The following is a 26,709-nucleotide window of genomic DNA, read 5'->3' as shown; positions in this document are numbered from 1 at the left end:
ACGAAAGGCGCCCCATGCAGATCACGCGACGCAGTCGAGTTGGACTCACCCTCATCGGAGGCCTCAGCCTCGTCGGGAGCCTCGCCGGATGCGCAGTGCAAGACAGCTCCGCCATGACGTCCGAGACGACGGAGCCGAGCTCGTCGGCGACGACCGCCCCCGAGGCGACGACCGAGGCCACGGAGAGCGCGGACGCGGGATCGGTGTACACCGACGGCACCTACACCGAGACGGGCGAGTACACGTCGCCCGGCGGGCAGGAGTCGGTGACCGTCACGATCACCCTCGAATCCGACGTCGTGACCGCGGTCGACGTCGTCTCGAACGCCGAGAACCCGAACTCGAAGCGCTACCAGGGCGAGTTCGTCGCCGGTATCGCCGATGTCGTCGTCGGTCAGAACATCGACGATCTGTCGGTGTCGAAGGTCGCGGGCTCCTCGCTCACGAGCGGCGGATTCAACGCCGCCGTCGATGCGATCAAGGCTGATGCCTCCTGAGGTCCTCTCGCGAGTGACCTTCGAGGCCATCGGCACTCGGTGGGAGATCGACACGCGCGAGCCCCTCACCGAGGTCGAACGCGCGGGGCTCGACGAGTTGATCGACGAGTTCGACCGCACCTACTCGCGATTCCGCGACGATTCCCTCGTCGCCGAGCTCGAGAGGGATGCCGGCACGTGGACGTTTCCCGATGACTCGGTCGCTCTCGTCGAGCTGTACCGATCGCTGTATCGGGCGACCGACGGCGCGATGACCCCGCTCGTCGGCCCGAGCCTCGAGAGCCTCGGCTACGGCCGCGACCTCACGCTCGAGGCCGGGCCCGCTCTCGCGAGCTACGAGTGGGACGACTCGATGCGGTGGCAGGGCTCGACCGTGTCGACGACGCGAGGCATCGGCCTCGACGTCGGGGCTGCGGGCAAGGGCCTCCTCGTCGACCACGTGAGCGACTTCCTCTCGGCGCATCACCCCGTGCTCGTCGATGCGAGCGGCGACATGCGCTATCGCGGCGCGGAGCCCGTGCGCGTGGCGCTCGAGCACCCCTACGACGCGCGGCGCGCGATCGGTGTCGTCGAACTCGCCGGGGGAGCACTGTGCGCCTCGGCGACGAATCGTCGTGCGTGGGGCGAGGGCCTCCACCACGTGCTCGACGGGCGCACCGGCCTGCCCGTTCGCGAGGTCGCTGCGACGTGGGTCATGGCTCCCACGGCCATGGTCGCCGACGCCCTCGCGACCGCCCTGTTCTTCGTCGGCCCCGATCGTCTCACCGACGTCGCCGACTTCTCGTACGTCCGTATGTTCACCGATGGTCGGGCCGAGTATTCGCCGACCCTCCCCGGGGAGATCTTCCGATGACAGCCATCCGCGCCACGATCGACCGCACGCTCGGTCGATTTCCCATGTACCGCGTCGCGTCGGTCAGCCTCGCGGCGATCGTCGTGCTCGCCTTCATCCTCTCGATCGCGGGACTTCTGCCGTACACGCCGCTCGCGATCGCCGCGAGCGTCGGCGTCGCGGTCGGCGCGAGCGTCATCGCCGGCTTCGTCGTCGCCCGGCTCTTCCGGCGGAACGCTCACCTCGAGTCGTCGGTCATCACGGGCCTCATCCTGTTCCTGCTCTTCTGGCCGACGGCCGAAGGCCCACGGCTCATCGCCCTCGCGGCTGCGGCCCTCGTCGCCGCGCTCTCGAAGCACGTCATCGCCTGGCGCGGGCGGCACTTCTTCAATCCGGCCGCCTTCGCCGCTTTCGTCATCACGTTGACGGGTCTCGACGCGAGCGTCTGGTGGGTCGCGAGCGCCGAGCTCTTCCCGCTCGTGCTCGTCGCCGCGTTCGTCGTGCTGCTCCGCACGCGCGCACTCGGTCTCGGCGGCGTCTTCCTGCTCGTGAGCACAACGCTCCTCGTCGGCAGTCGCGTGCTCGGCGGAACGCCTTTCTTCGAGGCGTTCTCGACCGTGCTCATCTCGTACCCCGGCATCTTCCTCGCGGGCTTCATGCTGAGCGAGCCGCTCACGCTGCCGCCGCGACGCTGGCAGCGGTTCGTCGTCGCCGCCGTCGTGGGCGTGCTCTTCGCCACGCCGCTGTCGTTCGGACCGATCTACATGACGCCCGAGCTCGCGCTCCTCGTCGGCAACCTCGTCGCCGTCGGCCTCGCCTGGCGGGCGCGCAGCGTCTCGTCACTCGCCTTCGAGGAGCGTCGCCCGCTCGGCGGAGACCTCGTGGAGTATCGCTTCCGGGCTCCGAGCACCGTGCGCTTCCAGCCCGGTCAGTACCTCGAGATCACGGTGCCGCATCGCGCCGACCGCCGGGGCACGCGTCGCGTCTTCAGCATCTCGTCGCCCCCCGGCGACCCCGTCGTGACGATCGCACTGCGACACCCCGAGCGCTCGTCGAGCTTCAAGCGCGCGCTCGCGGAACTGCCCTCGGGCTCGCGCGTGCGGGTCACGACCGTCGCGGGAGACTTCCTCCTGCCTCGTGATGCCTCGCGTCCGCTCCTCATGGTCAGCGGCGGCATCGGCATTACGCCGTTCTCGAGCCAGCTCGCGTGGGTCGCCCGCGAGGGCCAGAAGCGCGACATCGTACTCGTGCACGCCTCGGCCGCGGGGGAGGAGCTGCCCTATCGCGAGGCGATCGAGGCGAGCGGTGCGCGCATCGTGCACGTCGATCGCGCGACGTTCGATCGCGAGAACCTCGCGAGCATCGTGCCCGACATCGCCGACCGTGATGTCGCCGTCTCGGGCGCCCCGACCTTCGTCGATCGAGTGGCCTCCGACGCGGCATCCCTCGGGGCGAAGAAGGTCAGGCGCGACCTCTTCAGCGGGTATTGATCGACGCGCTTCCTGTCGCCCGGCGTCAGCTCGGCGGCAGGAAGCGGGCGAGGAACTCGCGCGTGCGCTCGCGCTCGGGTGCGCGGAGCACCCGTGACGGCGGCCCGATCTCCTCGATGCGTCCCTCGTGCAGGAACGCCACGCGATCGGCGACCTCGCGCGCGAACGCCATCTCGTGCGTGGCCATGAGGATCGTCGTGCCGCGCGACTTCAAGGCGCGCACGAGCTCGAGCACCTCACCGACGAGTTCGGGGTCGAGCGCGCTCGTGACCTCGTCGAGGAGGAGGAGCTCGGGCTCCGTCGCGATCGATCGCACGATGGCCACGCGCTGCTGCTGACCGCCCGAGAGCCGATCGGGGAAGGCCCGCGCCTTGTCGGCGAGACCGACCGAGTCGAGGAGCTCGAGCGCTCGCTTCTCGGAGGCGGCCTTCGGCGTGCGGTGCACGAGTCGGTCGGCGAGGGTGATGTTGTCGAGCACCGAGAGGTGCGGGAACAGGTTGTAGCTCTGGAAGACGACGCCGATGCGTGCGCGCACCGCGTCGGCGTTCGTGCGCGGATCGCTGATGTCATCGGCCTGGAGGAAGATCTGGCCGTCGTCGATGCGCTCCAGCAGGTTGACGGTGCGGAGGAGCGTCGACTTGCCCGAGCCGCTCGCCCCGATGAGGGCGACGACCTCGTGGGCCGAGACGTCGAGGTCGATCCCGCGCAGCACCTCGTGGTCGCCGAACGAGAGATGGATGTCTCGGAGTCGGAGCACCGGGGACGCGGTCGTCGATGCGCCCGTGGGTACGGTCGTGGACTCGGTCATACGAGGCTCCCTCCCTGCTCGCGACGCCGCATGCGCGCGGAGTACCAGTCGGTCAGTCGGATCATCGGCAGTGCGAGCAGCACGAAGAGGAGGCCGGCGAGCACGTAGGGCGTGAAGTTGAAGAATTGAGCCGTTTCAATCTGCGCGGCGCGCACGGCATCGACCGCTCCGAGCACCGAGATGAGCCCCACGTCTTTCTGCATGGCGACGAAGTCGTTCATGAGGGCCGGCGTGACCTTGCGCACCGCCTGCGGCAGGATGATGCGGCGCATCGTGCGCCCGTGGCTGAGGCCGAGCGATCGGGCGGCGAGACGCTGCGAGGGGTGCACCGCCTCGATGCCCGCGCGGAACACCTCGGAGACGTAGGCCGAGTAGACGAGGATGAGCGCGATCGTGCCCCAGAACGCGACGGGCATGCGCGGGAAGATCTGCAGACCGGGCAGGCCGAACCCGACGAGGTAGAGCACGATGATGAGCGGCATGCCGCGGAACAGGTCGGTGTACCCGGCCGCGAGTGCGCGGATCGGGAAGAAGATCGGCCCGCGGAGCGTGCGTGCGCTCGCGAGGGCGAGGCCGAAGATCGCGACGCCGACGGCCGCGAAGGCGAGCACCTGGATGTTGAGCCACAGGCCCTCGATGACGCGTGGGAAGGCCTGCACCGCGATGGCGGGGTCGAAGAAGCTCTTCTGCACGGCGGCCCAGCCGGGGGTCTGGATGACGAAGATCCAGATGAGGACGGCGAAGACGAGCGTGCTCGCGACGCCGATGAGGACGGAGCGGGTGTTCTGCGTTCGCCGGAACGACCGGCGCTCGAGTTCGATCGAACTCGGGCGCCGGTCGCCGGGACGCGGGAGGGTGCTGTCGGTCACTCGAGGACGGGGGCTTCGGCCGCCGAAGCGAGCCACTCCTCGGCGAGTGCGTCGAGCGTGCCGTTCTCACGCAGCGTGTCGACCGCGGCCGTCACGCGCTCGGTCAGCGGGCTGTCCTTGGCGAGCACGAGACCGAACTCGTCGCCCGTTCCCGCCGTCTGGGGGAGCTGGCCGATGATGAGGCCGCCCGTGAGCTCGGCGCCCGTGAGGTAGAACGCCGTCGGAAGGTCGACGACGATCGCGTCGACGGTGCCCGACTGCAGCGCGAGCTTCGCGTCGTCGTTGGTGTTGAAGACCTGGGCGCCGCCTGCGGGAGCGATCTGGCTCTCGATCGCGGCGAGGCTCGTCGTGCCCGTCTGGGCGCCGATCGAGAGGTTCTTCAGGTCGGCGATCGAGGTCGCGCCCGCTGCACGCGAGCCCTCGATGGTGATGACCGTCTGCGTGGTCTCGTAGTACGGGCTCGAGAAGTCGACGGCTTCCTTCCGCTCATCGGTGATCGAGAACTGCTGGAGGTTGACGTCGAAGTCCTTCGGGCCCGGCGCGATGGCCTGGTCGAAGGTCGTGCGGACCCAGACGACGTCGTCGGCCGCGAAACCGAGTTCTTCGGCGACGGCGTACGCGACGGCCGACTCGAAGCCCTCGCCCGATTCGGGCGCGTCGTCGAGCACCCACGGGAAGTAGGCGGGCTCGCCCGTGCCGATCGTGAGCTTGCCGTCGGTGACGAACTCGGAGGCCGTGACGGCGGGGGCGTCGGACTGCTCGGCGGTCTCGCCGGCCGTGCAACCGGCGAGGGCGATCGCCGCGGCGGCAGCGGCGGCGAGGGAGAGCGCGCGGGTGAGTGCAGGGGTGCGGGGCATGGGTTCTCCTGGGGGAAGAAGGCTGTGTGATCCCAGCATGCCGCACGTTCGTGTCGAGGGTGTTGCGCGTGGCGATCTATGACGACGCCGGAGTCCGTTCGCGAGCGTGTGGCAGAGTGGCGGCGACGCGTGTTTCGAGCGTCGCCGAGGGGCGCGGACACCCGCGCCGGACGAGGAGGACATCGATGTTGGTTGCATTCTCAGTGGCGCCGAGCGGCACGGGCCGTTCCGACGGATCGGTGCACGACGCCGTAGCGGTTGCCGTGCGCATCGTTCGCGAGTCGGGTCTGCCGCATCGCACGACGAGCATGTTCACCGAGATCGAGGGCGAGTGGGACGAGGTCTTCGACGTCGTCAAGCGCGCGACCGACGCCGTCGGCGATTTCGGTTCTCGCGTCTCGCTCGTGCTGAAGGCCGACATCCGGCCCGGGTTCACGGGGGAGCTCGATGCGAAGGTCGAGCGCCTCGAGGCGGCCATCGAGAACGACGGCTGAGCCGCGCATGCACGTGGAGCTCGTCGAACCGGGCGACGCCATCGTCCGGCCGCGGTTCAACAGCGAGACCATCGCCGTCCTGTCGGAGGTGACCTCGTTCGCGGAGGTGCTGCCGGTCCTCGACGACCTGCGTGCTCGCGTCGCCCCCGATCGCGTCGTCATGACGATCGACGATCGCGGTCAGGCGACGTACACGAGCATGCACGCCGCCGAGGCCGAGGAGTTCTCGGTCGAGGCGGACGACATCGACTGGGATGACGTCGTGGCCGTCGCCCGCTACGACGCCGCTCAGGTGGCGCGCATCGCCGCGGCCCTCGACGCCGCCGAGACACCTCCTCTGACATCCCTTCGGGAGAAGCTCGCCCTCGACGACGACGGGCTCGCGGTCCTCCTCGACCTCAACGCCCGCCCCGATCGTCCGCTCGACGACGTCGCGATCGTGCAGCGCTGCCGCGTCGAGCGCGACGACCTCGTGATCGCGGCACTGCCGAACGGGTACTTCACCTCGGATGCCGACACGTTCGAGAACCACGCGGTCGTGCTCGAGCTCGGCCGTCACGGCTATCGGCACTTCGGGGTCGGTGCGTCCCTCCTCGCGTTCGACCGGCCGACGCCGCCGACCCCCGTCGAGGCGGACGCGATCGTGGGCGTCCTGACGAGTCTCTACGGTTCACCCGCGTCACCGCACTGGGAGGAGATCGCCCGCGTGCTCGGCGAGAGCCGTCTGCTGCTCGTCGGCTACACCGACGGCTTCACGGAGATGCTCGTGGAGTGAACGATCGAGCGGTCGACTATCGAATCGATTCGAGTAGGCGTAGTATCGCCGGGTGACCCTCTCTCCTGACGGGCCGACGACGCTGTCGCCGGCCCGTATTCGTGGGGCGCTCCTCGCGCTCGCCCTCGGCGGTTTCGGCATCGGTTCGACCGAGTTCGTCGCCATGGGCCTCCTTCCCGACATCGCGCGCGATCTGTTCCCGGCTCTCGCGGCCTCCGCGCCCGAACAGGCGAACGCGCAAGCGGGCTGGGTCATCTCGGCCTACGCGCTCGGCGTGGTCGTGGGTGCTCCGACGATCGCGGCCGTCGCGGCTCGATGGCCCCGTCGTCGCCTGCTGCTCGTGCTGCTCTCGGCGTTCACACTCGGAACGGTCGCCTCGGCCCTCGCGCCGACGTTCGAGCTCGTCCTCCTCGCGCGCTTCGTGTCGGCGCTGCCCCACGGCGCCTACTTCGGCATCGCGTCGCTCGTCGCCGCGAGCCTCATGGGCCCCGGCAAGCGCGGTCGCGGCATCGCGCTCGTGCTCGGCGGGCTCACGATCGCCAACGTCATCGGCGTACCCGTCATCACCTGGATCGGTCAGCTCGCCGGCTGGCGCGTCGCCTACCTCGTCGTCGCCGGGCTCTTCGCCCTCACGTTCCTCGCGGTGCTCGCGGTCGTGCCGTGGCAAGCGGGCGATCCGTCGGCGACGATGCGCACCCAGCTGAAGGTGTTCGGTCGGGTCCAGGTCTGGCTCGCGCTCCTCGTCGGAGCCATCGGCTTCGGCGGACTCTTCGCCGTGTACAGCTACGTCGCCCCGATCGCGACGGAGGTCACCGGTCTCGGGGAGGCGATCGTCCCGATCGTCCTCGTCGTCTTCGGCGTCGGCATGACGATCGGCAACTTCGCGGGCGGCGCGCTCGTCGACCGCAGCGTCCGTCGCTCCGTCTACGGCTTCTTCCTGCTCATGATCGTCGCGCTTGCCGCCCTCGGCCTGAGCGTGCAGACGGTCGTCGGCCTCTTCGCCGGCGTCTTCTTCGTCGGAGCGGCGGCCTCGGCCCTGTCGCCCGCGATCCAGGCGCGGCTCATGGATGTCGCTCGCGACGGTCAATCGATCGCCTCGGCGCTCAACCACTCGGCGCTCAACATCGGCAACAGCCTGGGTGCGGCCCTCGGCGGCCTCGCCATCGCCTCGGGGCTCGGCTACGTCGCACCGATCTGGATCGGCCTCGGCTTGAGCGTCGCCGGACTCGCGCTCGCCGTCGTCACGTTCTCGATCGACCGCGCGCAGCGGAAGCGCGGAGCCGTGCACAACTACGTCACGACGTCGGTGCGCGTCAGCGCGTGAGTGACGCGCGCCCGCGGCATCCGTTCTCGTGACGGACTCGCGGGGGAGGGTCAGTCGGTCTGGAGCAGGATGCCGTCTTGGATGGCGCGCTTCCGGAGGGCGACCTTCGTGCCGACGTCGTAGCCTGCGACGCGGTACTTCTCGCGGATGCGCTTGAGGTAGCTCTTCGCGGTCTCTTCCGAGATGCCGAGCTGGAAGGCGACGGCCTTGACAGGCTCGCCCGCTCCGTAGAGGGCCATGACGCGACGTTCCTGGGCGCTCAGGCGCGGTCCGTCGTCGTCGCCGTCGGCGTTCAACGCGTCGACGAGTTCGTCGGAGATGTACGAGCCGCCCTCGTGAGCCGCGCGGATCGCCTGCACGATGCGATCGACGGGCTCGGTCTTCACGAGGTAGCCGAGGGCGCCGGCAGCGAGCGCTTCGCGGACCACGGCGGGTTCGGAGTACGTGCTCATGAGAACCGTGCGCACGCCCGTCGTCTTGAGCGTCGAGAGCTTCAGTGAGATGGGGATGTTGTCCTTGAGGTCGAGGTCGAGGAGCACGACGTCGACGGGGAAGGCCGGGTGCGAGAGCAGCTCGGGCCAGGAAGCCACCGCTGCGACGAGGTCGATGTCGGGTGCCGCACTGCGAATCCACTCGCTCAACGCGCCGAGCAGCATGCGGTGGTCGTCGACGACCACCAGTCGAATGGCGCCATCCACCTGCGTCACAATTTCCTCCTCGATAACCGGCTGGGATCTCTACCGTGCCGCGCCGATACCCGGCGATCCGGCCGGGCTGTCGACCGAACAGGCGACTTCGATGCGAAGAACCCCCGCGTCGCGCGACTCCGTGTGGGGCCCGACGACATTGATAGCTTCCCATGTCGCGGGGTCGATCCGTCGATGTGGCACACCCGATGCGGTGATAAACAGCGGAAAGTCGACCATGTTGCTGTGCGATCGGGCCGTTCTCGGACCTCTCGGACCGATCTCGATGCGGATCGGCGTCGCGCTCGAGCGAGCACGTTCGCCCACGAGGAGCCAGATGGCGAGCAGGAGGGCGTCGCGCTGTCGGGCAGAGAATAGTCCCGCGAGACCGCCGCGATCCTCGATGATCACGGAGTCCGTGAGGAACTCCGACTCGGCGACGGCGTGACGGAGCCACGTGTCGGTGCGTCCCTCGATGAGGCGCATGCGCAGCTGGCTCGCGAGGGAGCCCGCGGTGTCCGCGGCATCCGGGGGGAGGGGAAGCGGGAGGCGACCCTCGGCGACGTCGGCGAGCAGCGTCTCGGCGTCGAAGTCGAGCCGGGCGAGATCTTCGGAGGCGTGCATGCCGACCGCGGTGCGGGGCGTGCCGACGGTGCTCTGCACGAGGACGAGGTCGAGCTCGAACCGCACCATCCGGCGGAAGCCGTCGATGATGATGACGGCGAAGATCGCGGCATAGGCGACGCTCGCCGCGACCGCGAGGCCCGTCACGATGTCGAGGCCGGCGTCGAGCGAGAAGAAGGCCGGGAGCGTCAGCACGACCGAGAGGCCGAGTGCGACGAACAGCACGGCGCGGGTGCGGCGGAGGGCGGCGAGCGGGATGAGGAGCGCACCCGCTGCTGCGGCGGCCGTCGGTGTCACTCCGTCGCGAAGGGTGAAGAGCGAGGCGGCGAGGTCGAATCCGACGCCGAGGGCGCCGTACGCGAGGAGCATGAAGAAGAGCCACTCGGGCACGCGCGCGCCGAGCGCCCGCACGAGGGCGAAACCGAAGCACGTCGTCAGCACGACGACGACCCACGCCGCGACGGGGAGGACGCGGTCGGGATAGACCGGCAGCATCGCGAGGAAGCGTGCGAAGTGCGCCGCGGCGAGGATGAGGGCCGCGATCGACAGACCGAGGGCGAGGCGCCGGCCGCCGAGACCCGAGAGGTTGGCGTTCGTCGAGGCGAGCGTGCGCGCAGGGCGACGGAAGCCTCGCTTTGGCGAGCGATCGCCGGGGGCCCTCGAACCGAGGTGGATGCCGAGGGTGTCTTCTGCGGGGAGGCTCATGACTTCGGCACCTCCAGCACGACGGTCGTGCCCGCTCCGGGAGACGAGAACAGCCGGGCGCGGCCGTTGACCGAGCGCAGTCGGCCGACGACCGATTCGGCGTAGCCGAGCCGTGCACCGTCGACGTCGTCGATGTTGAATCCGACGCCCGCGTCGGTCACCATCGCTCGCACCATGATGTCGTCGTCGGTGATCGTGACGTCGGCCTCCGACACACCCGCGTGGCGTCGGACGTTCTCGAGGCACTCGCCGAGGGCGCCGAGGAAGGCGTCGAGCGTCTCGCGGGGCAGCAGCACCTGACCGGAGCCGTGCCAGCGCACGGCGAGGCCCATGCGCCCGAATCGCTGCTTGACCGACTCGAGGGTCTGGCCGAGCACCGAGTCCATCTCCGGCTCCGGTGTGAAGAGGCCGTCGGTGTTGCGTGTGCCCGCGGTTCCGCCGAGTCGCAGCTGACGGAGGAGGCGCGCATCGTCGGATGCCTGGTGCCGGAGCGACTCGGGCGAGACGCCGACCCCGGAGTGGGCGAGGAGGCTCAACGTCGCGAGGACCGTGTCGTGGAGGAGGCGGGCGTCCTGCCGCTGCTGGGCCTCGAGCTCGCTCGCGAAGCGTTCGGCGCGGTGGGCGCGGCCGATCTCGTCGATGCGCGACATGGCGCGGCGCGAGCCCTGATCGATCCAGACGGCGAGCACGGCGTTCGCCCCCCACCCGGCGACCGAGAGGGCGATGATCGCGACCGTGTGATCGCCGCGCGTCGCGACGAGCGAGACGACGACGAGCGTCGCGAGGGCGTAGCCTCCGGCGAGGATGCGGCCGCGGCGACTCGTCAGCAGCATGAGCACGACCGACGCTATTCCGATGCTCGCCTGCAGCACGATCGCGGTCGACGTGGCATCGCTCAGCCTCGGCGACGAGAGCCCCGTGACGACGATGACGGCGAGCCCGAGGCCGACCGCGGGGAGCGTCCAGTAGAGCGCGCCCGTGTTGGTGAGGGCGAGGACCGAGGCGACGAGAGCGAGGGAGAGGAGCGCGACGGTCGGTAACTCGTCGCCCGGGATCGCGCCCGGCGCGGTGAGGCACGCGATCGCACCGACGGTGCCCGCGAGGCCGCCGAAGCGTGCCGCGCGTCGCAGCAGTCGGTCGCGTTCCTTCGGGATCCGGTTCATCGGTCGCAACCCTAGCGGAGCACGACGTCGGCGCGGATCACGCGGCGAGGAGCTCGGTGATGGCCTCACCCACGAGATCGGACTCGATGAGGAACGCATCGTGGCCGTACTCGGATTCGATGCGGTACGGCTCGCCCTGACGGATGCCGGTGCGGAGCCCCGCGGCGATCTCGGCCTGCCCGCTGTACGGGAAGTACCGGTCGCTGCCGACGCCGAGCACGAGCGCTCGCGCGGTGATGCGCTCGAGCGCCGCGGCGACGCCGCCGCGACCGCGCCCGATGTCGTGCGAGTTCATCGACTCGGTCAGGGTGATGTAGCTGTTCGCATCGAAGCGTCGGGTGAACTTGTTGCCGTGGAAGTCGAGGTACGACTCGACGGCGAAGCGGCCCCCGGCGCCGAGCGGGCTGATGTCGCTCTGCCACTCGCGGTGGAATCTCTCGTTGAGCTCCGTCGGGCTCCGGTAGTTCAAGAGGGCCATGCGCCGGGCGAGCGCGAGGCCGCGGGTCGGCCCCTCGAGCTCGTCGTAGAAGTCGCCGTGGCGGAAAGCGGGGTCGGTGCGGATCGCCTCCATCTGCACGGTGTTGAGCGCGATCTGATCGGCCGTCGTCACCGGGGGAGCCGCGAGCACCGCGATGCGCTCGAGTCGCTCGGGAGCCATGATCGCCCACTCGAGCACGTGCATTCCGCCCATCGACCCGCCGACGACCGCTGCCCAGCGGTCGATGCCGATCGCGTCGGAGAAGGCGATCTGGGCCGCGACCTGATCGCGGATCGTGACGTAGGGGAAGCGCGCCGCCCATTCGGCGCCGTCGGGCGCGAGGGAAGCCGGGCCGGTCGTGCCCTGGCATCCGCCGAGCACGTTGGGGGCGACGACGAACCAGCGGTCGGTGTCGATGGCCTTGCCCGGCCCGACGATCGCCGACCACCAACCGGAATTGGTGTGCCCCGGGCCGTGCGCGCCGGTGACGTGCGAGTCGCCCGTGAGGGCGTGCAGCACGAGGATCGCGTTGTCCTTCGCCGGAGAGAGCGTTCCCCACGACTCGTACGCGATGCGGACGGACGGCAGCTCGTCGCCCGACTCGACGGCGAGTGCGCCGATCGACGCGAACAGACGCTCACCGACGGGATCGCCCTCGCGCCACGCACCCGTGACGGGGGGCTTGCCGAGCGTGTGCACCTGCGCCTCGGTGATGAAGCTCGAGGGCACCGTGTCGGCTGTCGTCTGCCAATCCATCTCACCATTCTGCGTGCTCCCCGGGGAGTGTTACGCAGGCCGGGTCGCGACGGAGCATCGGCGAGGGGAAACGACGGATGCCGCGGGCGATCGGCCCGCGGCATCCGTCTGTCAGAGCTCTCAGGCGTTGTTACGCAGTGCCTCACTGACGGCGCGAGCGGCGGCGAAGCCGGCCTCGAGGTCGGACTTCAGGTCGTCGACGTTCTCGATGCCCACCGAGAGGCGCACGAGTCCGGGCGTGACGCCCGTCGTCAGCTGCTGCTCGGGCGTGAGCTGCGAGTGCGTCGTCGACGCAGGGTGGATGACGAGCGAACGGACGTCGCCGATGTTCGCGAGGTGCGAGAAGAGCGACAGGTTGTCGACGAGGGCACGGCCGGCATCGACGCCGCCCTTGAGCTCGAACGACAGCACGGCTCCGACACCCTTCGGGGCGTACGTGTTGGCTGCCGCGTACCACGGGCTCGAGGGCAGACCCGAGTAGTTGACCGAGGCGACGTCGGGGTGGTTGTCGAGCCACTCCGCGATCTCCTGGGCGTTCTGCACGTGGCGCTCGATGCGGAGCGAGAGCGTCTCGATGCCCTGGATGAGCTGCCACGCGCTCGCCGGAGCGATCGCGGCACCGAGGTCGCGGAGCAGCTGCACACGCGCCTTGATGATGTAGGCGAGTCCGTCGCCGACGGCGGCCGTGTACGACGCGCCGTGGTACGACGGGTCGGGCTCGGTGAGGCCGGGGAACTTCTCGACGTTCTTCGACCACTCGAACGTGCCGCCGTCGACGATGACGCCGCCGATGACCGTGCCGTGACCGCCGAGGAACTTCGTCGCCGAGTGCACGATGATGTCGGCGCCGTGCTCGAACGGGCGGATCAGGTACGGCGTCGCGATCGTGTTGTCGACGATGAGGGGCAGGCCCGCCTCGTGCGCGACGTCCGAGACCTGGCGGATGTCGAGGATGTTGATCTTCGGGTTGCCGATGGTCTCGGCGAAGAAGAGCTTCGTGTTCGGGCGGACCGCGCGGCGCCACTCTTCGGGGTCGTCCTGGTTCTCGACGAACGTCGTCTCGATACCGAGCTTCGCGAGCGTGTACTTGAAGAGGTTGTAGGTGCCGCCGTAGATCGACGCCGACGACACGATGTGGTCGCCCGCCTGCGCGATGTTCAGCACCGCGAACGTCGAGGCCGACTGGCCCGATGCGACGAGGAGCGCGCCCGTTCCGCCCTCGAGCGCGGCGAGGCGCTCTTCGACGACGGCCTGCGTCGGGTTCTGGATGCGCGTGTAGATGTTGCCGAACTCGGCGAGCGCGAAGAGGTTCTGTGCGTGGTCGGCGTTGTTGAACACGTACGAGGTGGTCTGGTAGATCGGCGTCGCACGGGCGTTCGTCGTCGGGTCGGGCTGTGCGCCCGAGTGAACCTGCTTGGTCTCGAAGCGCCAGTCGGCAGCGTCGCTCATGGGAACTCCTGAAGGGTTGTGGGGCAGTGGTGGACTCCACTGCACGCTGAGCAGCCTAGGTAGGCCGAGGCGGCATCGACAATGATGCCCGACACACGACGTAATCGCGTCAGTTCTCGCGGGGCAGCACGATCGTGCCCGTCGGTGTCGACTCCTCGCGGCGGAACATCCAGCGCGCCCGCGGTTCGACGAGCGGGCGGAAGACGCGGCGTACGGGGCGCAGCGACAGCACGACCGAGATGAGCACGCAGAACACGATCATCGCGGGAAGCGTCCACCAGGGTTGGGCGCCGGCGAGCACGTCGGTCTCGCGGAGGGGGTAGAGCGCGAACGTGTGCAGCATGTAGATGTACATCGTCGCGGCCCCGAACGCCGTGAACGCGGTCTTCCCGCGGGGCATGAGGGTGAGGAAGGCGAGGGAGAGCACCATCGCGAGGAGCAGGAGACCCAACCGGATCGCGCCGCTCCACGGCTCGTCGTAGCCGATCGAGACGTACGACTCGTCGTAGAGCATGAATCGGCGGAGCTTCAACTCGCGCCACGTGTCGATCGCGACCGGCATCGCGATGCCGAGCACCACGAAGAGCGCGATCGCTCCGGCTCGCCACCGCCACGCGATCGCCGAACGCAGTTCGAGCCACCGGCCGGTGATCTGCCACTGACGCACCTGCCAGCCGAAGACGAAGAACGGCAGCATCCCGAAAGCGCGTGAGAGCGCGAACGTCGAGTCGATCGACTCGACGTAGCCAGCGCCGACCGACAGCACGATCGAGATGAGCAGCGGATGACGAAGGAGCACGAGGTACGGCAGCGTGATGCGCCAGATCGCGAGGGCGAGGAGGAACCACAGTGTCCAGCTCGCGGTCGAGTAGTCGAAGTCGAGGTTGCCGCCGAGGAGCCAGCGGATGACGGTCCAGATCGTCTCGAAGATGATGTACGGGAAGATCACGTCGGTCAGGATGCGCGTGAGGGCCCGCGCGTTCGGCGGCCCCGACTTCGCGAAGTACCCGCTGACCATGACGAAGACGGCGACGTGGAACGAGTAGATCACGAGGTAGGCGCTGTAGGCCGGGTCGGACTCGGCGATGAGGGGGAGGATGCCGTGCCCGATGACGACGAGGGTGATCGCGATCCACCGGGCGTTGTCCCAGAGGGGGACGCGGCGTCGCGTCGGTGCCTTCGCCTGGATCATGACCCCATTGTCGCAACACTCTGCCCCACAATGGAGCCATGGGTTCACGTCGCGCGGTCGTCACAGGGGCAAGTTCGGGCATCGGGGCGGCGACCGTCCGCCGTCTGCGGAACGACGGCTGGGACGTCGTCGCGGTCGCGCGTCGCGCTGATCGACTCGACGCGCTCGCCGCGGAGACCGGCGCGACCCCGTTCGTCGCCGACGTGACCGTCGAGGCCGACGTCGAGGCCCTCCGCGTCTTCCTCGCGGAGTCGGGCCCCGTGCACACCCTCATCAACAACGCCGGTGGGGCCAAGGGCATCGAGTCCGTCGAGACGGCGAGCGTCGAGGACTGGGCGTGGATGTTCGAGGTCAACGTCATCGGCGTGAAGCGCGTCACGAGCGCGCTGCTGCCCCTGCTCCGTCTCGGGGCGACCGAGAGCGGCGGCGCCGACATCGTCACGGTCACCTCGATCGCCGGGCACGTTGCCTACATCGGCGGCGGCGGATACAACGCCGCGAAGTTCGCGGCCCACGCCCTCATGGAGGTGCTGCGCCTCGAGCTGAGCGGCGAGCCGATCCGTGTCATCGAGGTCGCGCCGGGGCTCGTGCACACCGAGGAGTTCTCGCTCGTGCGCTTCGGCGGCGACGCGGCGAAGGCCGCTGCGGTGTACGACGGCGTCGAGGCCCCGCTCACGGCGGTCGACGTCGCCGACGTCATCGTCGACGCCGTCGAGAAGCCCGCCCACGTCAATCAGGACCTCATCGTGCTGAAGCCCGTCGCCCAGGCCGCGCCGCATCTCCTCGCGCGCGGACCGCTGAGATCGGCAGGGGCATGAGCCCGCGTCAGCGGTGGGAGAAGTGGACGGCGCTGCCGCTCCTCGGACTCTCGCTCGTGTTCATCGTCGCGTGGACCCTGTACGTGATCGACGAGTCGCTCCCGCCCCAGGCCATGCACGTGCTCCGGCTCACGCTCGTCGTCGTGTGGCTGAGCTTCCTCGTCGACTACGTCGTCCGGCTCGTCGCGAGCCGCCACCGCGGCCAGTTCGTGCGCCAGAACGTCCCCGACCTGCTCTCGGTGATCTTCCCCGTCTTCCGACCGTTCCGGCTGATGACGCTCCTCAAGGAGATCCCCTACTTCCGTTCGCGCACCGCCTCGTCGACCCGCGTGCAGTTCGTCGCCTACGCGCTCATCTTCGTGCTGCTGTTCGTCTACTCGATCTCGCTCGCCGTGCTGCAGGCGGAGCGAGGAGCTCCGGACGCGAACATCACGAACTTCGGCGACGCGCTCTGGTGGGCGTGCGTCACGATCGCGACCGTCGGCTACGGCGACCTCTACCCGGTCACGATCATGGGCCGCCTGCTCTCGGTGCTCTTGATGGTCGGCGGCATCGCGATCGTCGGTGTCGCGAGCGCCACGGTGATCTCGATCCTCAACGAGCGCCTGTCGCACGCCAAGCGCGACCGTGCGGCGGGGCAGTCGGACGACCGCCCCGAGTCCGGCCCCGTCGAGCCCCGCGATACGCTCGATGCATGAGCATTCACCTCGTCGGCGGTGGCTGGAGCCCCGCCCAGACCACGGCCGTCTTCGGTCCCTTTCTCGACGAGGCGACGGCCGGAGCCGCACGCGAATCGGCTGAGGCCACGAGCATCGTCGTGCTCCTCGTCGGCGGCGACAGCCCCGAGGAGAACGACTACGCGGACCGCTACCGTGCGCTTCTCCGCGACGGCGACGGTTTCGCCGTGACGATCACGCGCGTGAGCCCGGGCCAGACGTTCGAATCCACACACCTCGCCGGAGCGCACGGCCTCGTCATCGGCGGCGGCACGACCCCCGACTACCTCGCCGCGGTGCAGCCCATCGCCGGAGAGATCCGCCGGCTTGCGGCATCCGGTCTGCCCTATCTCGGCTTCTCGGCCGGCGCCGCGATCGCCGCCGAGCGCGCGCTCGTCGGCGGCTGGCGCATCGGCGACGTTCCGGTGTGCGCGGAGGACGCGGGGGAGGGCCTCGACGACGTCGCGGTCGAGGCGGGCCTCGGCCTCGTCGACCTCACGATCGAGGTGCACGCGGCGCAGTGGGGCACGCTCGCGCGCCTCCTCGCCGCGACGGAGGCCGGCCTCGTCGACGGCGGAGTCGCGATCGACGAGGACACCGCGTTCGTCGTGGGCGAGCAGGGGCTCCGCGTCGAGGGCGCGGGCAACGTGTGGAGCGTTCGCCGCACGGAGGACGGCGTCCTGGTCCGCACACTCGGCGCCTGACATGCCGACGGACCTCGATCGACTCGCGCGCGACGGCGTCGTGCACGAGAGCTGGGTGCCCGCACTCACCCCGGTCGCGGGGGAGCTCGCCGCGCTCGGCGACTTCCTGCGCGCGGAGACGGCCGCCGGTCGCGGATATCTGCCGGAGGGCGGGCGCGTGCTGCGGGCGTTCACGCAGCCGCTCGACGCCGTGCGCGTCCTCATCGTCGGTCAGGACCCGTACCCGACCCCGGGACACCCGATCGGACTCTCGTTCGCCGTCGATCGCGATGTGCGCCCGCTGCCGCGGAGTCTGCAGAACATCTACCGCGAATTGAACGACGATCTCGGCATCGAGCCGGCGCCGCACGGCGACCTCAGCTCGTGGGAGGCCTCGGGGGTGCTACTGCTCAACCGCGTGCTCACAGTGCGGCCGGGTGCGGCCGCCTCGCACCGCCGTGTCGGCTGGGAGTCGATCACCGCGGCCGCGATCGGAGCTCTCGCCGAGCGCGGCGGGCCTCTCGTCGCGATCCTCTGGGGCAAGGATGCCGCGGCGACGCGACCGTTGCTCGGCGACGTCGCGGTCATCGAGTCGGCGCATCCGAGTCCGCTGTCGGCGCGACGAGGATTCTTCGGGTCGGCTCCGTTCAGCCGGGCGAACGAGATGCTCGTCGCCCAGGGGGCCGAGCCCGTCGAGTGGCGCGTCGTCTGAGCCTCGACATCGCCTAGGCTGTCGCCATGCTCGAGGAGGAATACCAGCCGCGCCGGGAACTGCCGCCCCACCTGCGGAAGGCTCCCGCGCCCGAGGCGCCCTTCTCGTACGAACTCCGCGACGCCGTGCTCGCCGACATGCCGGCCGTGCGTGAGATCTACAACTACTACGTCGCCAACTCGACGGTCACATTCGACGAGGACCGGAAGAGCCTGCGCGAGTGGAAGTCGAAGTTCACCTACCTCCAGAAGCTCGGAATGCCCTTCATCGTCGCCGAGGCGCCGAGCGGGCAGCTCCTCGGCTACGCGCTCGTGTCGCCGTGGAAGCAGAAGCGCGCCTATCGGTTCACGGTCGAGAACTCGATCTACCTCGGCCCAGCCGCCACGGGCAAGGGTCTCGGTCGCGTGCTGCTCGGCGAACTCATCGACCGCTCGAAGGCCGCCGGTCTCAAAGAGATGATCGCGGTCATCGCCGACCAGGGCGCCGAGTCGTCGGTCGCCCTGCACGAGAAGTTCGGCTTCACCGAGGTCGGACGCATGGGCCGCGTGGGCTACAAGTTCGAGCGCTGGCTCGGCACGGTCATGCTGCAGCGCTCTCTCAAGTAGCGCTCGCGACCGTCATCCGCCGCCCCTCTCCGATCCGTCTCGGAGTGAGGGGTTGACAGGCGCGCCGCAAGCTGGTTGGTTAGTTACATAAGTAACTAACCAACGAACCGAGGTGACATGGATGACTCTCGGCCGATCTTCCTGCAGATCGCAGAGCTGATCGAGAACGACATCATCGACGGAGCGCTGCCCGAAGAGGGCCAGGTGCCGTCGACAACAGAATTCGCGGCTTTTTACCGCATCAATCCGGCGACGGCGGGCAAGGGCGTCAACCGCCTCGTCGACGACGGAATCATCTACAAGAGACGGGGAATCGGCATGTTCGTCGCCACCGGAGCCCGCGACGTCCTCGTCGCGCGTCGCACGGCGGAGTTCTCCGCCGAATTCATCGGCCCACTGCTCGCCGAAGCGGCGAAGCTCGGGCTCACCACCGATCGACTGATCGACATGATCCGCACCGAAGGAGCATCCGAATGACCACGCAGCCCGTCGCTCGCGTCGTCGGCCTGACGAAGACCTACGGGTCGTTCACGGCCATCGACGGCATCGACTTCCACCTCGAGGAGAACGGTATCTACGGTCTCCTCGGCCGCAACGGCGCCGGAAAGACCACCATCATGCAGTTGCTCACGGGGCAGATCTTCCCCGACGGCGGCTCGCTCGAGGTCTTCGGCTCGGCACCGGCCGAGCACGCCGACGTGCTGCGGCGCATCTGCTTCATCGCCGAGTCGCAGAAGTACCCCGACGGCTTCCGCCCGTCGCACGTCTTCGCGTCGGCGCCGTGGTTCTTCGAGAACTGGAACCAGGAGCTCGCCGACGAACTGATCGCCGAGTTCCGACTTCCCGTGAGCCGCCCGATCAAGAAGCTCTCGCGGGGGCAGCTGAGCGCCGTCGGCGTCATCGTGGGCCTCGCCTCACGTGCGCCGCTGACCTTCTTCGACGAGCCGTACCTCGGGCTCGACGCGGTCGCCCGCCACATCTTCTACGACCGCCTTCTCGCGGACTACGCCGAGCACCCCCGAACGATCGTGCTGTCGACGCACCTGATCGACGAGGTCTCGAACCTCCTCGAGCACGTCATCCTCATCGACCAGGGCCGCGTGCTCATCGATGCTCCCGCCGACGAGGTGCGCGGCACCGCGACGACCGTGGCCGGCACGCGTGCCGCCGTCGAATCGTTCGTCGACGGACGCCGGATCATCGGGCGCGACGGCCTCGGCGGGCTCGCCTCGGTCACGGTCGAGGGCGCGCTCTCCGCCGCCGACCGTCGACGCGCGAGCGACCTCGGGCTCGAACTCGGACCCGTCTCGCTGCAGCAGCTCATCGTTCACCTGACCGGCGCGGACCTCGGCGCCGACACCGCACAGGAGGTTTCCGCATGACCACCGCAACGGCCCCGGCCGCGTTCGCCGCACCCGGCTCCACCGGAACGTTCCATCGCCTCTGGAGGATCGTCCGGCTGCACCTCGCGAACCCCTCGATCTTCATCGGAATCCCGTGGGCGATCGTCGGGCTCGCCTCGCTCGTCACCATCACGATCGCCATCATCATGAGGAGCGCCGGGGCGACGCCCGACGATCTCGAGAACATGCGCTACAGCTGGGCCGTCGTCTCACCGCAGTGGTACATGGTCGTCGTCGGCGTGCAGGCGATCGGGCTGACCTTCCAGTTCGCCCTCGGCTTCGGCACGACGAGGCGCGACTTCTGGCTCGGCACCTCGCTCATCTTCGTGCTCGTCTCGGCGGCGAACGCCGTCGCCATCGCGCTCCTCGTGCAGCTCGAGAAGGCGACCGGCGGCTGGTGGGTCGGCGCGCACATGTTCGATTCGCTCTGGTACGGACTCGACGGCTTCGTGGTCGACCTGTTCTCGACGTTCTCGCTGCAGCTCTTCGTGCTCGTCGTCGGCGCCGCGGTGACGACCGTGTACATGCGGTGGCGGATGCCCGGCATGCTGGCCCTCATCGCCGGTTTCGCCGTGCTCATGCTCGCCGTCATCGCCTACTTCACGTTCTCGGGCAACTGGGACGAGGTGTTCGGCTGGCTCGGCTCGATCGGCATCGCCGGAGCCTTCGGTCTCCTCCTCGGACTGTCGATCGTCCTGCTGGCGGCCGGCTACCTCGTCATCCGCCGCGCGACACCGCGGAGCTGACACGCCGGAGTGCCGTTCGCGCGGGGGAGTGCCCGACGAACGGCACTCCGTCGCGTGAGCGGCACTCCTGCGCGCGGGTCAGTCGAGCAGGATCGTCGCGTCCGCGCCGATGGCGAGCAGCAGCAGGCTCGACACCATGCCGGTCACGAAGAACAGGGCGGGGTGGGCGAGCCCGATGACGACGCGGCGGAGGTTCGGCCGATCGGGCAGCAAACGGCCGGGGACCGGGTGATCAGCCATCTGCTTCCAGCCGCGCACGCGAGCGAGGAACCAGGCGCAGCGCCAGATGAACGCGAGCCACAGGAGCCCCGCGACGAAGGGGAAGGCGCCCATGAGGAGCTCGAAACCGATGCCGACGACATCGTCTTCCTTGCCCTCGGCGACGAGCTGGATCGAGGTCGAGATCGCCGCACCGAGCACGACCGAGAGGCCCCACGCGACGACGGCGAAGATGAGTGCGATGTAGCGCGTGAAGAAGTGGCCGAAGATCGATTCGGCGCCCTCGAACTGTCGCCGGGGGGCCGCGAGCAGGTAGAGCACGGTCGCCCCGAGCGACGGAGCGATGAGCAGGATGAGGATGCCGCTCCAGACGAGCGTCGGCCAGTCGAAGCCATCGGCGATGACGAGCAGGATGGCGAGAAGGGCGCTCCAGACCCAGCCCGCGTAGAGCGGGTGGCGCACGATCCAGGCGGTCACACGATCACTCTAGTGAGCGGCCGCGTCGTTAGTCTCGAGGAATGAGCGAGCTCCACGATCTCTCCGCACTCGAACTCTGGCGACTGCTGCAGGCCGGCGAGACGAGCCCCGTCGAGCTGACCGCGCACTACCTCGAGCGCATCGAGCGCATCGATCCGGCGGTCGGCGCGTTCGTCACGGTGACGCGCGACGCCGCTCTCGAGCGTGCGCGCGTCGTGCAGGACACCGTCCCGACGGCCGCGCCCCTGTGGGGTCTGCCCTCGGCCGACAAGGACCTCCTCCGCCGCGCGGGCGTGCCGACCGGTTTCGGTTCGCGCGCGTTCGCGGGGTTCGTGCCCGACGAGAGCGATCCGCTCGTCATCGACATGGATGACGCGGGCGCCGTGAGCCTCGGCAAGACCGCGACTCCCGAGTTCGGGCTTCCCTCGTACACCGAGTCGCTCGCCTCGGGCCCGACACGCAATCCGTGGAACACGGAACTCGGAGCGGGAGGCTCGAGCGGTGGGGCCGCGGCGGCCGTCGCCGCGGGTCTGCTGCCGTTCGCGGTCGGCTCGGACGGCGGAGGGTCGGTGCGTATTCCGGCAGCGGCATGCGGCCTCGTCGGCCTCAAGCCGTCGCGCGGTCGCGTGCCGGGAGGCTCGGGCCTCGCCTCGCTCGCGGGTCTCGCGGTCGCCGGCCCGATCGCGCGGTCGGTCGTCGACGCCGCGTTCCTGTTCGACGGGATGATCTCGCCGCGCGGGCTGCCCGCCGCGCACCGCTCCGCCGTGCGTGCACCGGGCGACGACGGCCCGTTCCTCGCGTCGGCCGTGCACGGCGAGGGGCGCTTCCAGCTCGGTGTCACGACGAGCTCCGCGTGGGACGAGTACACCGACATCCGTATCGAGGAGCCCGCCCTCGCCGCGCTCACGATCGCTCGCTCCGCACTCGAGCGGCGCGGACACGGCACGGAGGACCTCGTCCTCGATCCCGAACCGGGGTACGCGCCGGCCTTCCGCACCATCTGGCAGGCGGGCGCCGCAGCCATTCCCGTCGACGGCGAACGCGAGGAACTCCTCGAACCCCTCACGCGCTGGCTCCTCGAGCGCGGGCGAGCCGTTCCCGCGAGGCAGCTCGTCGAGTCGCTCGCCTGGCTCGCCGACTACGAGATGCGTCTCATCGCGCAGCTCTCGACCTTCGACGCCGTGCTGACTCCCGCGCTCGCGATGACGCCGCGGCCCATCGGCTGGTACGACGCCTCCGACGGCGAGCGGAACTTCGATCAGCAGGTGAGGTACACGCCGTTCACGTCGTGGGTCAACGTGAGCGGCCTGCCGGCGATCACGGTCTCCGTCCACGACACCGACGACGGCCTGCCGATGGGGGTGCAGCTGATCGGTCGTCCCGGCGGCGAGGCGGTGCTCCTGTCGCTCGCGTCGCAGCTCGAGCGAGCGGTGCGTCGCCCGGTGCGGCATCCTGCTCTCTGGTGACGATTGGCGGATGACGCGCGCCGTGCGAAACTGAGGTAATGCTTACCTCAGCAGAAGACGTCGAGACGCGCCCCCGGCCGGCCTACCGTTCCTACGACGTGACGGTGCGCGCGATCCGTTCGCTCTCTCCGCACTTCACGCGAGTCACGTTCACGGGTGACGAGCTCGAGCACTTCGGCACCCACCGACTCGACCAGCGCATCAAGATCGTGTTGCCGCTCGACGGCGGGTTCGAATTCTTCCCGCGCGGCGACGACTGGTACGGGCCGTGGCGCGAGCTGCCCGTCGAGCAGCAGAACGCCTTCCGCACGTACACCGTGCGGGATGTACGCTCCGAGCTCGCCGAGGTCGACATCGACTTCGTGTCGCACGGCGACGAAGGCCCCGCGTCGCGCTGGGTGGCCGGTGCGTCGATCGGCGACGCGCTCATCATCGTCGGTCCCGACTCGCGAAGCGCGGACTCCCACGTCGGCATCGACTGGCGACCCGGTGACGTCAGCACGGTGCTGCTCGCCGGTGACGAGACCGCGGCACCCGCCATCTGCTCGATCGTCGGTTCGCTCGACCGCGACGCCGTCGGAGCCGTGTTCATCGAGGTGCCGAGCGCCGCCGACGCCCTCGAGATCGATGCGCCCGCGGGCGTCGACGTGCGGTGGCTCGGCCGAGACGGCGGCGAGGAGCACGGCTCCCGCCTCGTCGCGGCGGTGCGCGAGTGGACCGTGCGGCACATCGACCTGCACCACGACGGCGACGGCCGCGACTACGCCGATGCCGACCTCGACACGCTGTGGGAGGTCCCCGAGGGCCGGAGCATCGACGGCGACTTCTACGCGTGGCTCGCGGGAGAGGCCTCGACGATCACGGCGCTCCGCCGCTTCCTCGTGCGCGACGCGGGTCTCGACCGGCGTTCGGTGGCGTTCATGGGGTACTGGCGGCGCGGTCGCGCCGAAGGAAGTTGACCGCGCTCGCCCAGCCGGTGGTCTCGGCGTCGAGCCCGACGAAGCGCCGTGTGCGACTCCTCGTCGCCCTCGTCGTGACGATCGCAGTCCTCGCCCTCATCGCGCTCGCGAGCCTTGCAATCGGCACGCGACAGGTCGCGTTCCCCGACGTCATCCACGCGCTCGTCTCACCCGTCGACGGCAACGCCGACCACCTCGTCGTGCGCGAGCTGAGGATCCCGCGGCTCGTCGTCGGTCTCATGGCGGGCGTCGCGCTCGGTCTCGTCGGAACGGTGCTGCAAGGCGTCACACGCAACCCGATCGCCGACCCCGGACTCCTCGGCATCAACGCGGGCGCGTCGTTCGCGGTCGTGCTCGCGATCGCGACCCTCGGCGTGACCCAACCCCTCGGGTTCGTCTGGTTCGCGTTCGGGGGAGCCGCCCTCGCCGCGCTCCTCGTCTTCGTCATCGGATCGAGCGGGCGAGACGGCGCGACGCCCGTCAAGCTCGCTCTCACCGGCGCCGCTCTCACAGCGCTGCTCACCCCTCTCGTCACCCTCGTGCTCATCGGCGATGGAGACACCCTCGCGCGCTTCCGATTCTGGTCGGTCGGTTCGCTCGCCGGTCGTGGTCTCGACGTCGCCGCCGCGCTCTGGCCGTTCCTCGTGGCCGGCGTCGTGGTCGCGGCCCTCCTCGGCCGTCGTCTCAACCTCCTCGCCCTCGGGGATGACGTCGCGCGGGGTCTCGGCGCACGCCTCGGTACGACGCGGGTGCTCGCTGCCGTCGCCGTCATCGTGCTCGCGGGCACCGCGACGTCGCTCGTCGGACCGATCGCACTCGTGGGCCTTGTTGTCCCTCACCTCGCGCGGCCGATCGCGGGCGGGGACTACCGGTGGATCCTCGTCTTCTCGGCCCTGTTCGGGCCCGCGCTCCTGCTCGCGGCCGATGTCGTGGGGCGCGTCGTCGTGGCCCCGGCCGAGCTCGAGGCGGGCATCATCGTGGCCTTCATCGGCGCACCCGTGCTCATCGCGATCGTGCGGCGTTCGACGGTGAGGTCGATCTGATGGATGTCCTCGATCTGCCCGCGCTCCGTCGCCGACGGTCACGGCGCCAGGCGATCGTCGCGGTCGTGCTCATCGCGATCGTGCTCGGCGCGAGCGTCGTCGCGATCTCGCTCGGTGCCTCGGGCATCACACCGGCTCGCGTCTTCGCGACGCTCGCGGGATTCGGCGACCGCGGCGACGAGTTCGTCGTCTTCCGGCTGCGTCTCCCGCGCATCGTGACCGCGATCGTCGCGGGCTTCGCGTTCGGCCTCGCGGGTTCCCTCTTCCAGTCGGTCCTCAGCAACCCGCTCGCGAGCCCCGACATCCTCGGCGTCTCGGCCGGTGCGAGCTTCGCCGCCGTCTTCGTGCTCCTCGTCGCGAGCGGTTCGGGCTTCGCCGTCTCGGCCGGCGCATTCGTCGGGGCGTTCGTGATCGCGGCGCTCATGTGGGTGCTCGCGTGGCGCGGCGGACTCGTGGGCTATCGGTTCGTGCTCATCGGCGTCGGGCTCGGCTACGTCGTGACCGCCGCGCTCGGCTGGATGATCACGCGCGCCGACGTGCGCGAGGTCTCGCAGGCGCTCGTGTGGATGGTCGGGGGAGTCGGCGGCGCCTCGTGGTCCGACATCGGCATCGCGGCCGGCATCGTGCTCGTGTCATCCGTCGCGATCATCGCCCTCGGGCGCCGGCTGCCGGTGCTCGCCCTCGGCGACGATGCGGCTCGCGGTCTTGGCGTGCGCGGTGCCGTCTCGCGCGGCGCGCTCCTCCTCGCGGCCGTGGCGCTCGTCGCCGCCGCCACCGCCCTCGCAGGGCCGATCGCCTTCGTCGCCCTCATCTCGGCTCCCATCGCGCGCGCCCTCCTCCGCGACGGGGGAGCAGCGCTCCTTCCCTCCGCGCTCATCGGCTCGGCGCTCGTCGTCGTCGCCGATCTCGTCGGTCAGCACGTGCTCGCCGACTCGGTTCCCGTCGGCATCGTCACGGGCGTCATCGGCGCCCCCTATCTCTTGTGGCTCATCGCCACCTCGAATCGGAAGGGGGCCGACGGATGACGTCGATTCCTGCGCCCACCCACGACCTGCGCGCCGAGGGGCTGAGGCTCGGCTACGACGGTCGCATCGTCGTCGACGGGCTCGACTTCTCGGTTCCCGACGGACGCATCACGGCGATCGTCGGGCCGAACGCGTGCGGCAAGTCGACCCTGCTCCGCGGCCTCGCTCGGCTCCTCCGCCCCCTCGACGGCCGGGTGTCGCTCGACGGCCGATCGCTCGCCGACATCGCCCCGCGCCAGCTCGCCCGCACGATCGCCGTACTTCCGCAGCAGCCCGTCGCGCCCGACGGCGTGCGCGTGTGGGATCTCGTCTCTCGCGGGCGTCACCCGCATCAGGGCTGGTTCCGTTCGCGATCGAGCGACGACGATCGCATCGTGACGGAAGCCCTCACGGCGACATCCACTCTCGAACTCGCCGATCGGGCCGTCGACGAGCTCTCGGGCGGACAACGTCAGCGGGTGTGGATCGCCATGGTGCTCGCGCAGCAGGCCGACATCGTGCTGCTCGACGAACCGACGTCCTTCCTCGACCTCGCGCACCAGGTCGAACTGCTCGATCTGCTCACCGAGCTCAACCGCACGCGCGGTACGACGGTCGTGCTCGTGCTGCACGAACTCAATCTCGCCGCGCGCTATGCCGACCACCTCGTCGTCATGCGCGCGGGCGCGATCCAGGCCCAGGGCGAACCGACCGCCGTGCTCACCGCCGCGACCGTGCGCGAGGCGTTCGGGCTCGAGTCCGTCATCGCGACCGACCCCGTCTCGGCGAGCCCGCTCGTCGTACCGGTCGGTCGTTTCCATCCCGGTGAGAATGAGATTAGGCTTACCTAACCCCCCTG

29 protein-coding genes are annotated in these 26,709 nt (G+C 69.7%); 19 read left to right on the top strand and 10 right to left on the bottom strand.

The window, feature by feature from the left end; translation table 11 throughout:
• Window positions 1–14: 14 nt before the first annotated feature.
• Genes BJ972_RS05775 through BJ972_RS05765 form a run of 3 tightly spaced genes read left to right on the top strand, consistent with a single transcriptional unit; the run spans window position 15 to window position 2,819 of the window.
• The gene (locus tag BJ972_RS05775; protein WP_129172861.1) at window positions 15–497 is read left to right on the top strand and encodes an FMN-binding protein; all 483 of its coding nucleotides are present in this window, start codon (window positions 15–17) and stop codon (window positions 495–497) included.
• Window positions 487–1,350 (top strand): FAD:protein FMN transferase, encoded by an 864-nt coding sequence (locus tag BJ972_RS05770; protein ID WP_129172860.1) that lies wholly within the window; start codon window positions 487–489, stop codon window positions 1,348–1,350. Before BJ972_RS05775 ends, BJ972_RS05770 begins: the two co-directional genes overlap by 11 nt.
• On the top strand, window positions 1,347–2,819 hold the full coding sequence (locus BJ972_RS05765; protein WP_129172859.1) for a ferredoxin--NADP reductase: 1,473 nt from the start codon (window positions 1,347–1,349) through the stop codon (window positions 2,817–2,819). Before BJ972_RS05770 ends, BJ972_RS05765 begins: the two co-directional genes overlap by 4 nt.
• A 25-nt stretch (window positions 2,820–2,844) precedes the next feature.
• Here BJ972_RS05765 and BJ972_RS05760 read toward each other — a convergent pair whose 3' ends face one another.
• The 3 genes from BJ972_RS05760 to BJ972_RS05750 are packed head-to-tail and all read right to left on the bottom strand — an operon-like array spanning window position 2,845 to window position 5,353.
• Window positions 2,845–3,627, bottom strand: a complete 783-nt coding sequence (locus BJ972_RS05760) for an amino acid ABC transporter ATP-binding protein (protein ID WP_129172858.1) — start codon at window positions 3,625–3,627, stop codon at window positions 2,845–2,847.
• A complete protein-coding gene (locus BJ972_RS05755) occupies window positions 3,624–4,496 on the bottom strand; it encodes an amino acid ABC transporter permease (protein WP_129172857.1) in 873 nt (290 codons plus the stop codon). The genes BJ972_RS05760 and BJ972_RS05755 overlap by 4 nt, the downstream gene beginning before the upstream one ends.
• Window positions 4,493–5,353, bottom strand: coding sequence for an ABC transporter substrate-binding protein (locus tag BJ972_RS05750; protein WP_129172856.1), 861 nt, complete (start codon window positions 5,351–5,353; stop codon window positions 4,493–4,495). The genes BJ972_RS05755 and BJ972_RS05750 overlap by 4 nt, the downstream gene beginning before the upstream one ends.
• 185 nt (window positions 5,354–5,538) lie before the next feature.
• Between BJ972_RS05750 and BJ972_RS05745 the strand changes: the two genes are divergently transcribed.
• Genes BJ972_RS05745 through BJ972_RS05735 form a run of 3 tightly spaced genes read left to right on the top strand, consistent with a single transcriptional unit; the run spans window position 5,539 to window position 7,946 of the window.
• Window positions 5,539–5,847, top strand: coding sequence for a thiamine-binding protein (locus BJ972_RS05745; RefSeq protein WP_129172855.1), 309 nt, complete (start codon window positions 5,539–5,541; stop codon window positions 5,845–5,847).
• 7 nt (window positions 5,848–5,854) lie between these two features.
• A complete protein-coding gene (locus BJ972_RS05740) occupies window positions 5,855–6,622 on the top strand; it encodes a hypothetical protein (protein ID WP_129172854.1) in 768 nt (255 codons plus the stop codon).
• A gap of 52 nt (window positions 6,623–6,674) precedes the next feature.
• Complete coding sequence (locus tag BJ972_RS05735; RefSeq protein WP_129172853.1) at window positions 6,675–7,946, top strand: MFS transporter; 1,272 nt, start codon at window positions 6,675–6,677, stop codon at window positions 7,944–7,946.
• A 50-nt stretch (window positions 7,947–7,996) separates the two neighbouring features.
• Here the strand turns inward: BJ972_RS05735 and BJ972_RS05730 are convergent, their stop codons facing one another.
• The 6 genes from BJ972_RS05730 to BJ972_RS05705 form a co-directional block, all read right to left on the bottom strand.
• Entirely contained in the window at window positions 7,997–8,653 is a 657-nt protein-coding gene (locus tag BJ972_RS05730) for a response regulator transcription factor (RefSeq protein ID WP_277871222.1), read from the bottom strand.
• A 30-nt stretch (window positions 8,654–8,683) separates the two neighbouring features.
• Entirely contained in the window at window positions 8,684–9,961 is a 1,278-nt protein-coding gene (locus BJ972_RS05725) for a hypothetical protein (RefSeq protein ID WP_129172852.1), read from the bottom strand.
• The gene (locus BJ972_RS05720) at window positions 9,958–11,124 is read right to left on the bottom strand and encodes a sensor histidine kinase (RefSeq protein WP_129172851.1); all 1,167 of its coding nucleotides are present in this window, start codon (window positions 11,122–11,124) and stop codon (window positions 9,958–9,960) included. The genes BJ972_RS05725 and BJ972_RS05720 overlap by 4 nt, the downstream gene beginning before the upstream one ends.
• A 37-nt stretch (window positions 11,125–11,161) precedes the next feature.
• On the bottom strand, window positions 11,162–12,358 hold the full coding sequence (metX, locus tag BJ972_RS05715; RefSeq protein ID WP_129172850.1) for a homoserine O-acetyltransferase MetX: 1,197 nt from the start codon (window positions 12,356–12,358) through the stop codon (window positions 11,162–11,164).
• Window positions 12,359–12,478: 120 nt separating this feature from the next.
• Window positions 12,479–13,807 (bottom strand): bifunctional o-acetylhomoserine/o-acetylserine sulfhydrylase, encoded by a 1,329-nt coding sequence (locus BJ972_RS05710; protein ID WP_129172849.1) that lies wholly within the window; start codon window positions 13,805–13,807, stop codon window positions 12,479–12,481.
• A 109-nt stretch (window positions 13,808–13,916) separates the two neighbouring features.
• Window positions 13,917–14,999 carry an acyltransferase family protein gene (locus BJ972_RS05705; protein ID WP_129172848.1) on the bottom strand — a complete coding sequence of 361 codons (1,083 nt, stop codon included), beginning with the start codon at window positions 14,997–14,999 and terminating at the stop codon, window positions 13,917–13,919.
• A 38-nt stretch (window positions 15,000–15,037) separates the two neighbouring features.
• Here BJ972_RS05705 and BJ972_RS05700 point away from each other — a divergent pair, with 38 nt between their 5' ends.
• From BJ972_RS05700 to BJ972_RS05665, 8 genes are all read left to right on the top strand, one after another.
• On the top strand, window positions 15,038–15,817 hold the full coding sequence (locus BJ972_RS05700) for an SDR family oxidoreductase (RefSeq protein WP_129172847.1): 780 nt from the start codon (window positions 15,038–15,040) through the stop codon (window positions 15,815–15,817).
• Window positions 15,814–16,515, top strand: a complete 702-nt coding sequence (locus BJ972_RS05695) for a potassium channel family protein (RefSeq protein WP_129172846.1) — start codon at window positions 15,814–15,816, stop codon at window positions 16,513–16,515. Before BJ972_RS05700 ends, BJ972_RS05695 begins: the two co-directional genes overlap by 4 nt.
• Window positions 16,512–17,237: a Type 1 glutamine amidotransferase-like domain-containing protein gene (locus BJ972_RS05690; protein WP_129172845.1), complete on the top strand. Its 726-nt coding sequence runs from the start codon at window positions 16,512–16,514 to the stop codon at window positions 17,235–17,237. The genes BJ972_RS05695 and BJ972_RS05690 overlap by 4 nt, the downstream gene beginning before the upstream one ends.
• A gap of 1 nt (window position 17,238) precedes the next feature.
• Window positions 17,239–17,928 carry a uracil-DNA glycosylase gene (locus tag BJ972_RS05685; RefSeq protein WP_129172844.1) on the top strand — a complete coding sequence of 230 codons (690 nt, stop codon included), beginning with the start codon at window positions 17,239–17,241 and terminating at the stop codon, window positions 17,926–17,928.
• A 26-nt stretch (window positions 17,929–17,954) separates the two neighbouring features.
• Window positions 17,955–18,533, top strand: a complete 579-nt coding sequence (locus BJ972_RS05680) for a GNAT family N-acetyltransferase (protein ID WP_129172843.1) — start codon at window positions 17,955–17,957, stop codon at window positions 18,531–18,533.
• A gap of 117 nt (window positions 18,534–18,650) precedes the next feature.
• Entirely contained in the window at window positions 18,651–19,010 is a 360-nt protein-coding gene (locus BJ972_RS05675) for a GntR family transcriptional regulator (protein ID WP_129172842.1), read from the top strand.
• Window positions 19,007–19,915 carry an ABC transporter ATP-binding protein gene (locus tag BJ972_RS05670; protein WP_129172841.1) on the top strand — a complete coding sequence of 303 codons (909 nt, stop codon included), beginning with the start codon at window positions 19,007–19,009 and terminating at the stop codon, window positions 19,913–19,915. The genes BJ972_RS05675 and BJ972_RS05670 overlap by 4 nt, the downstream gene beginning before the upstream one ends.
• Window positions 19,912–20,682, top strand: coding sequence for a hypothetical protein (locus BJ972_RS05665; protein ID WP_129172840.1), 771 nt, complete (start codon window positions 19,912–19,914; stop codon window positions 20,680–20,682). Before BJ972_RS05670 ends, BJ972_RS05665 begins: the two co-directional genes overlap by 4 nt.
• Before the next feature lie 78 nt (window positions 20,683–20,760).
• On the opposite strand, the gene BJ972_RS05660 is transcribed toward BJ972_RS05665, so the two are convergent.
• On the bottom strand, window positions 20,761–21,378 hold the full coding sequence (locus tag BJ972_RS05660; RefSeq protein WP_129172839.1) for a hypothetical protein: 618 nt from the start codon (window positions 21,376–21,378) through the stop codon (window positions 20,761–20,763).
• Between the two features lie 41 nt (window positions 21,379–21,419).
• Between BJ972_RS05660 and BJ972_RS05655 the strand changes: the two genes are divergently transcribed.
• Genes BJ972_RS05655 through BJ972_RS05635 form a run of 5 tightly spaced genes read left to right on the top strand, consistent with a single transcriptional unit; the run spans window position 21,420 to window position 26,701 of the window.
• Window positions 21,420–22,844, top strand: a complete 1,425-nt coding sequence (locus BJ972_RS05655) for an amidase (protein WP_129172838.1) — start codon at window positions 21,420–21,422, stop codon at window positions 22,842–22,844.
• Window positions 22,845–22,882: 38 nt separating this feature from the next.
• Window positions 22,883–23,803 (top strand): siderophore-interacting protein, encoded by a 921-nt coding sequence (locus BJ972_RS05650; protein WP_129172837.1) that lies wholly within the window; start codon window positions 22,883–22,885, stop codon window positions 23,801–23,803.
• Window positions 23,800–24,846, top strand: coding sequence for a FecCD family ABC transporter permease (locus BJ972_RS05645; protein ID WP_218850996.1), 1,047 nt, complete (start codon window positions 23,800–23,802; stop codon window positions 24,844–24,846). Before BJ972_RS05650 ends, BJ972_RS05645 begins: the two co-directional genes overlap by 4 nt.
• Window positions 24,846–25,871: a FecCD family ABC transporter permease gene (locus tag BJ972_RS05640; RefSeq protein ID WP_129172836.1), complete on the top strand. Its 1,026-nt coding sequence runs from the start codon at window positions 24,846–24,848 to the stop codon at window positions 25,869–25,871. Before BJ972_RS05645 ends, BJ972_RS05640 begins: the two co-directional genes overlap by 1 nt.
• Window positions 25,868–26,701, top strand: a complete 834-nt coding sequence (locus tag BJ972_RS05635) for an ABC transporter ATP-binding protein (RefSeq protein WP_129172835.1) — start codon at window positions 25,868–25,870, stop codon at window positions 26,699–26,701. The genes BJ972_RS05640 and BJ972_RS05635 overlap by 4 nt, the downstream gene beginning before the upstream one ends.
• Window positions 26,702–26,709: the final 8 nt, after the last annotated feature.

It is taken from the genome of Agromyces atrinae, assembly GCF_013407835.1.
In the GTDB taxonomy this organism is placed as follows: Bacteria; Actinomycetota; Actinomycetes; order Actinomycetales; family Microbacteriaceae; genus Agromyces; species Agromyces atrinae.
This window is presented reverse-complemented; position numbering and strand designations above follow the sequence as displayed.

Bases quoted from the DNA above. Each gene is read 5' to 3' on its own strand.
- BJ972_RS05775 (WP_129172861.1), top strand. From the start codon at position 15: ATGCAGATCACGCGACGCAGTCGAGTTGGACTCACCCTCATCGGAGGC.
- BJ972_RS05770 (WP_129172860.1), top strand. From the start codon at position 487: ATGCCTCCTGAGGTCCTCTCGCGAGTGACCTTCGAGGCCATCGGCACT.
- BJ972_RS05765 (WP_129172859.1), top strand. From the start codon at position 1,347: ATGACAGCCATCCGCGCCACGATCGACCGCACGCTCGGTCGATTTCCC.
- BJ972_RS05760 (WP_129172858.1), bottom strand. From the start codon at position 3,627: ATGACCGAGTCCACGACCGTACCCACGGGCGCATCGACGACCGCGTCC.
- BJ972_RS05750 (WP_129172856.1), bottom strand. From the start codon at position 5,353: ATGCCCCGCACCCCTGCACTCACCCGCGCGCTCTCCCTCGCCGCCGCT.
- BJ972_RS05745 (WP_129172855.1), top strand. From the start codon at position 5,539: ATGTTGGTTGCATTCTCAGTGGCGCCGAGCGGCACGGGCCGTTCCGAC.
- BJ972_RS05740 (WP_129172854.1), top strand. From the start codon at position 5,855: ATGCACGTGGAGCTCGTCGAACCGGGCGACGCCATCGTCCGGCCGCGG.
- BJ972_RS05725 (WP_129172852.1), bottom strand. From the start codon at position 9,961: ATGAGCCTCCCCGCAGAAGACACCCTCGGCATCCACCTCGGTTCGAGG.
- BJ972_RS05720 (WP_129172851.1), bottom strand. From the start codon at position 11,124: ATGAACCGGATCCCGAAGGAACGCGACCGACTGCTGCGACGCGCGGCA.
- metX (WP_129172850.1), bottom strand. From the start codon at position 12,358: ATGGATTGGCAGACGACAGCCGACACGGTGCCCTCGAGCTTCATCACC.
- BJ972_RS05710 (WP_129172849.1), bottom strand. From the start codon at position 13,807: ATGAGCGACGCTGCCGACTGGCGCTTCGAGACCAAGCAGGTTCACTCG.
- BJ972_RS05705 (WP_129172848.1), bottom strand. From the start codon at position 14,999: ATGATCCAGGCGAAGGCACCGACGCGACGCCGCGTCCCCCTCTGGGAC.
- BJ972_RS05700 (WP_129172847.1), top strand. From the start codon at position 15,038: ATGGGTTCACGTCGCGCGGTCGTCACAGGGGCAAGTTCGGGCATCGGG.
- BJ972_RS05695 (WP_129172846.1), top strand. From the start codon at position 15,814: ATGAGCCCGCGTCAGCGGTGGGAGAAGTGGACGGCGCTGCCGCTCCTC.
- BJ972_RS05690 (WP_129172845.1), top strand. From the start codon at position 16,512: ATGAGCATTCACCTCGTCGGCGGTGGCTGGAGCCCCGCCCAGACCACG.
- BJ972_RS05685 (WP_129172844.1), top strand. From the start codon at position 17,239: ATGCCGACGGACCTCGATCGACTCGCGCGCGACGGCGTCGTGCACGAG.
- BJ972_RS05680 (WP_129172843.1), top strand. From the start codon at position 17,955: ATGCTCGAGGAGGAATACCAGCCGCGCCGGGAACTGCCGCCCCACCTG.
- BJ972_RS05675 (WP_129172842.1), top strand. From the start codon at position 18,651: ATGGATGACTCTCGGCCGATCTTCCTGCAGATCGCAGAGCTGATCGAG.
- BJ972_RS05670 (WP_129172841.1), top strand. From the start codon at position 19,007: ATGACCACGCAGCCCGTCGCTCGCGTCGTCGGCCTGACGAAGACCTAC.
- BJ972_RS05665 (WP_129172840.1), top strand. From the start codon at position 19,912: ATGACCACCGCAACGGCCCCGGCCGCGTTCGCCGCACCCGGCTCCACC.
- BJ972_RS05655 (WP_129172838.1), top strand. From the start codon at position 21,420: ATGAGCGAGCTCCACGATCTCTCCGCACTCGAACTCTGGCGACTGCTG.
- BJ972_RS05650 (WP_129172837.1), top strand. From the start codon at position 22,883: ATGCTTACCTCAGCAGAAGACGTCGAGACGCGCCCCCGGCCGGCCTAC.
- BJ972_RS05640 (WP_129172836.1), top strand. From the start codon at position 24,846: ATGGATGTCCTCGATCTGCCCGCGCTCCGTCGCCGACGGTCACGGCGC.
- BJ972_RS05635 (WP_129172835.1), top strand. From the start codon at position 25,868: ATGACGTCGATTCCTGCGCCCACCCACGACCTGCGCGCCGAGGGGCTG.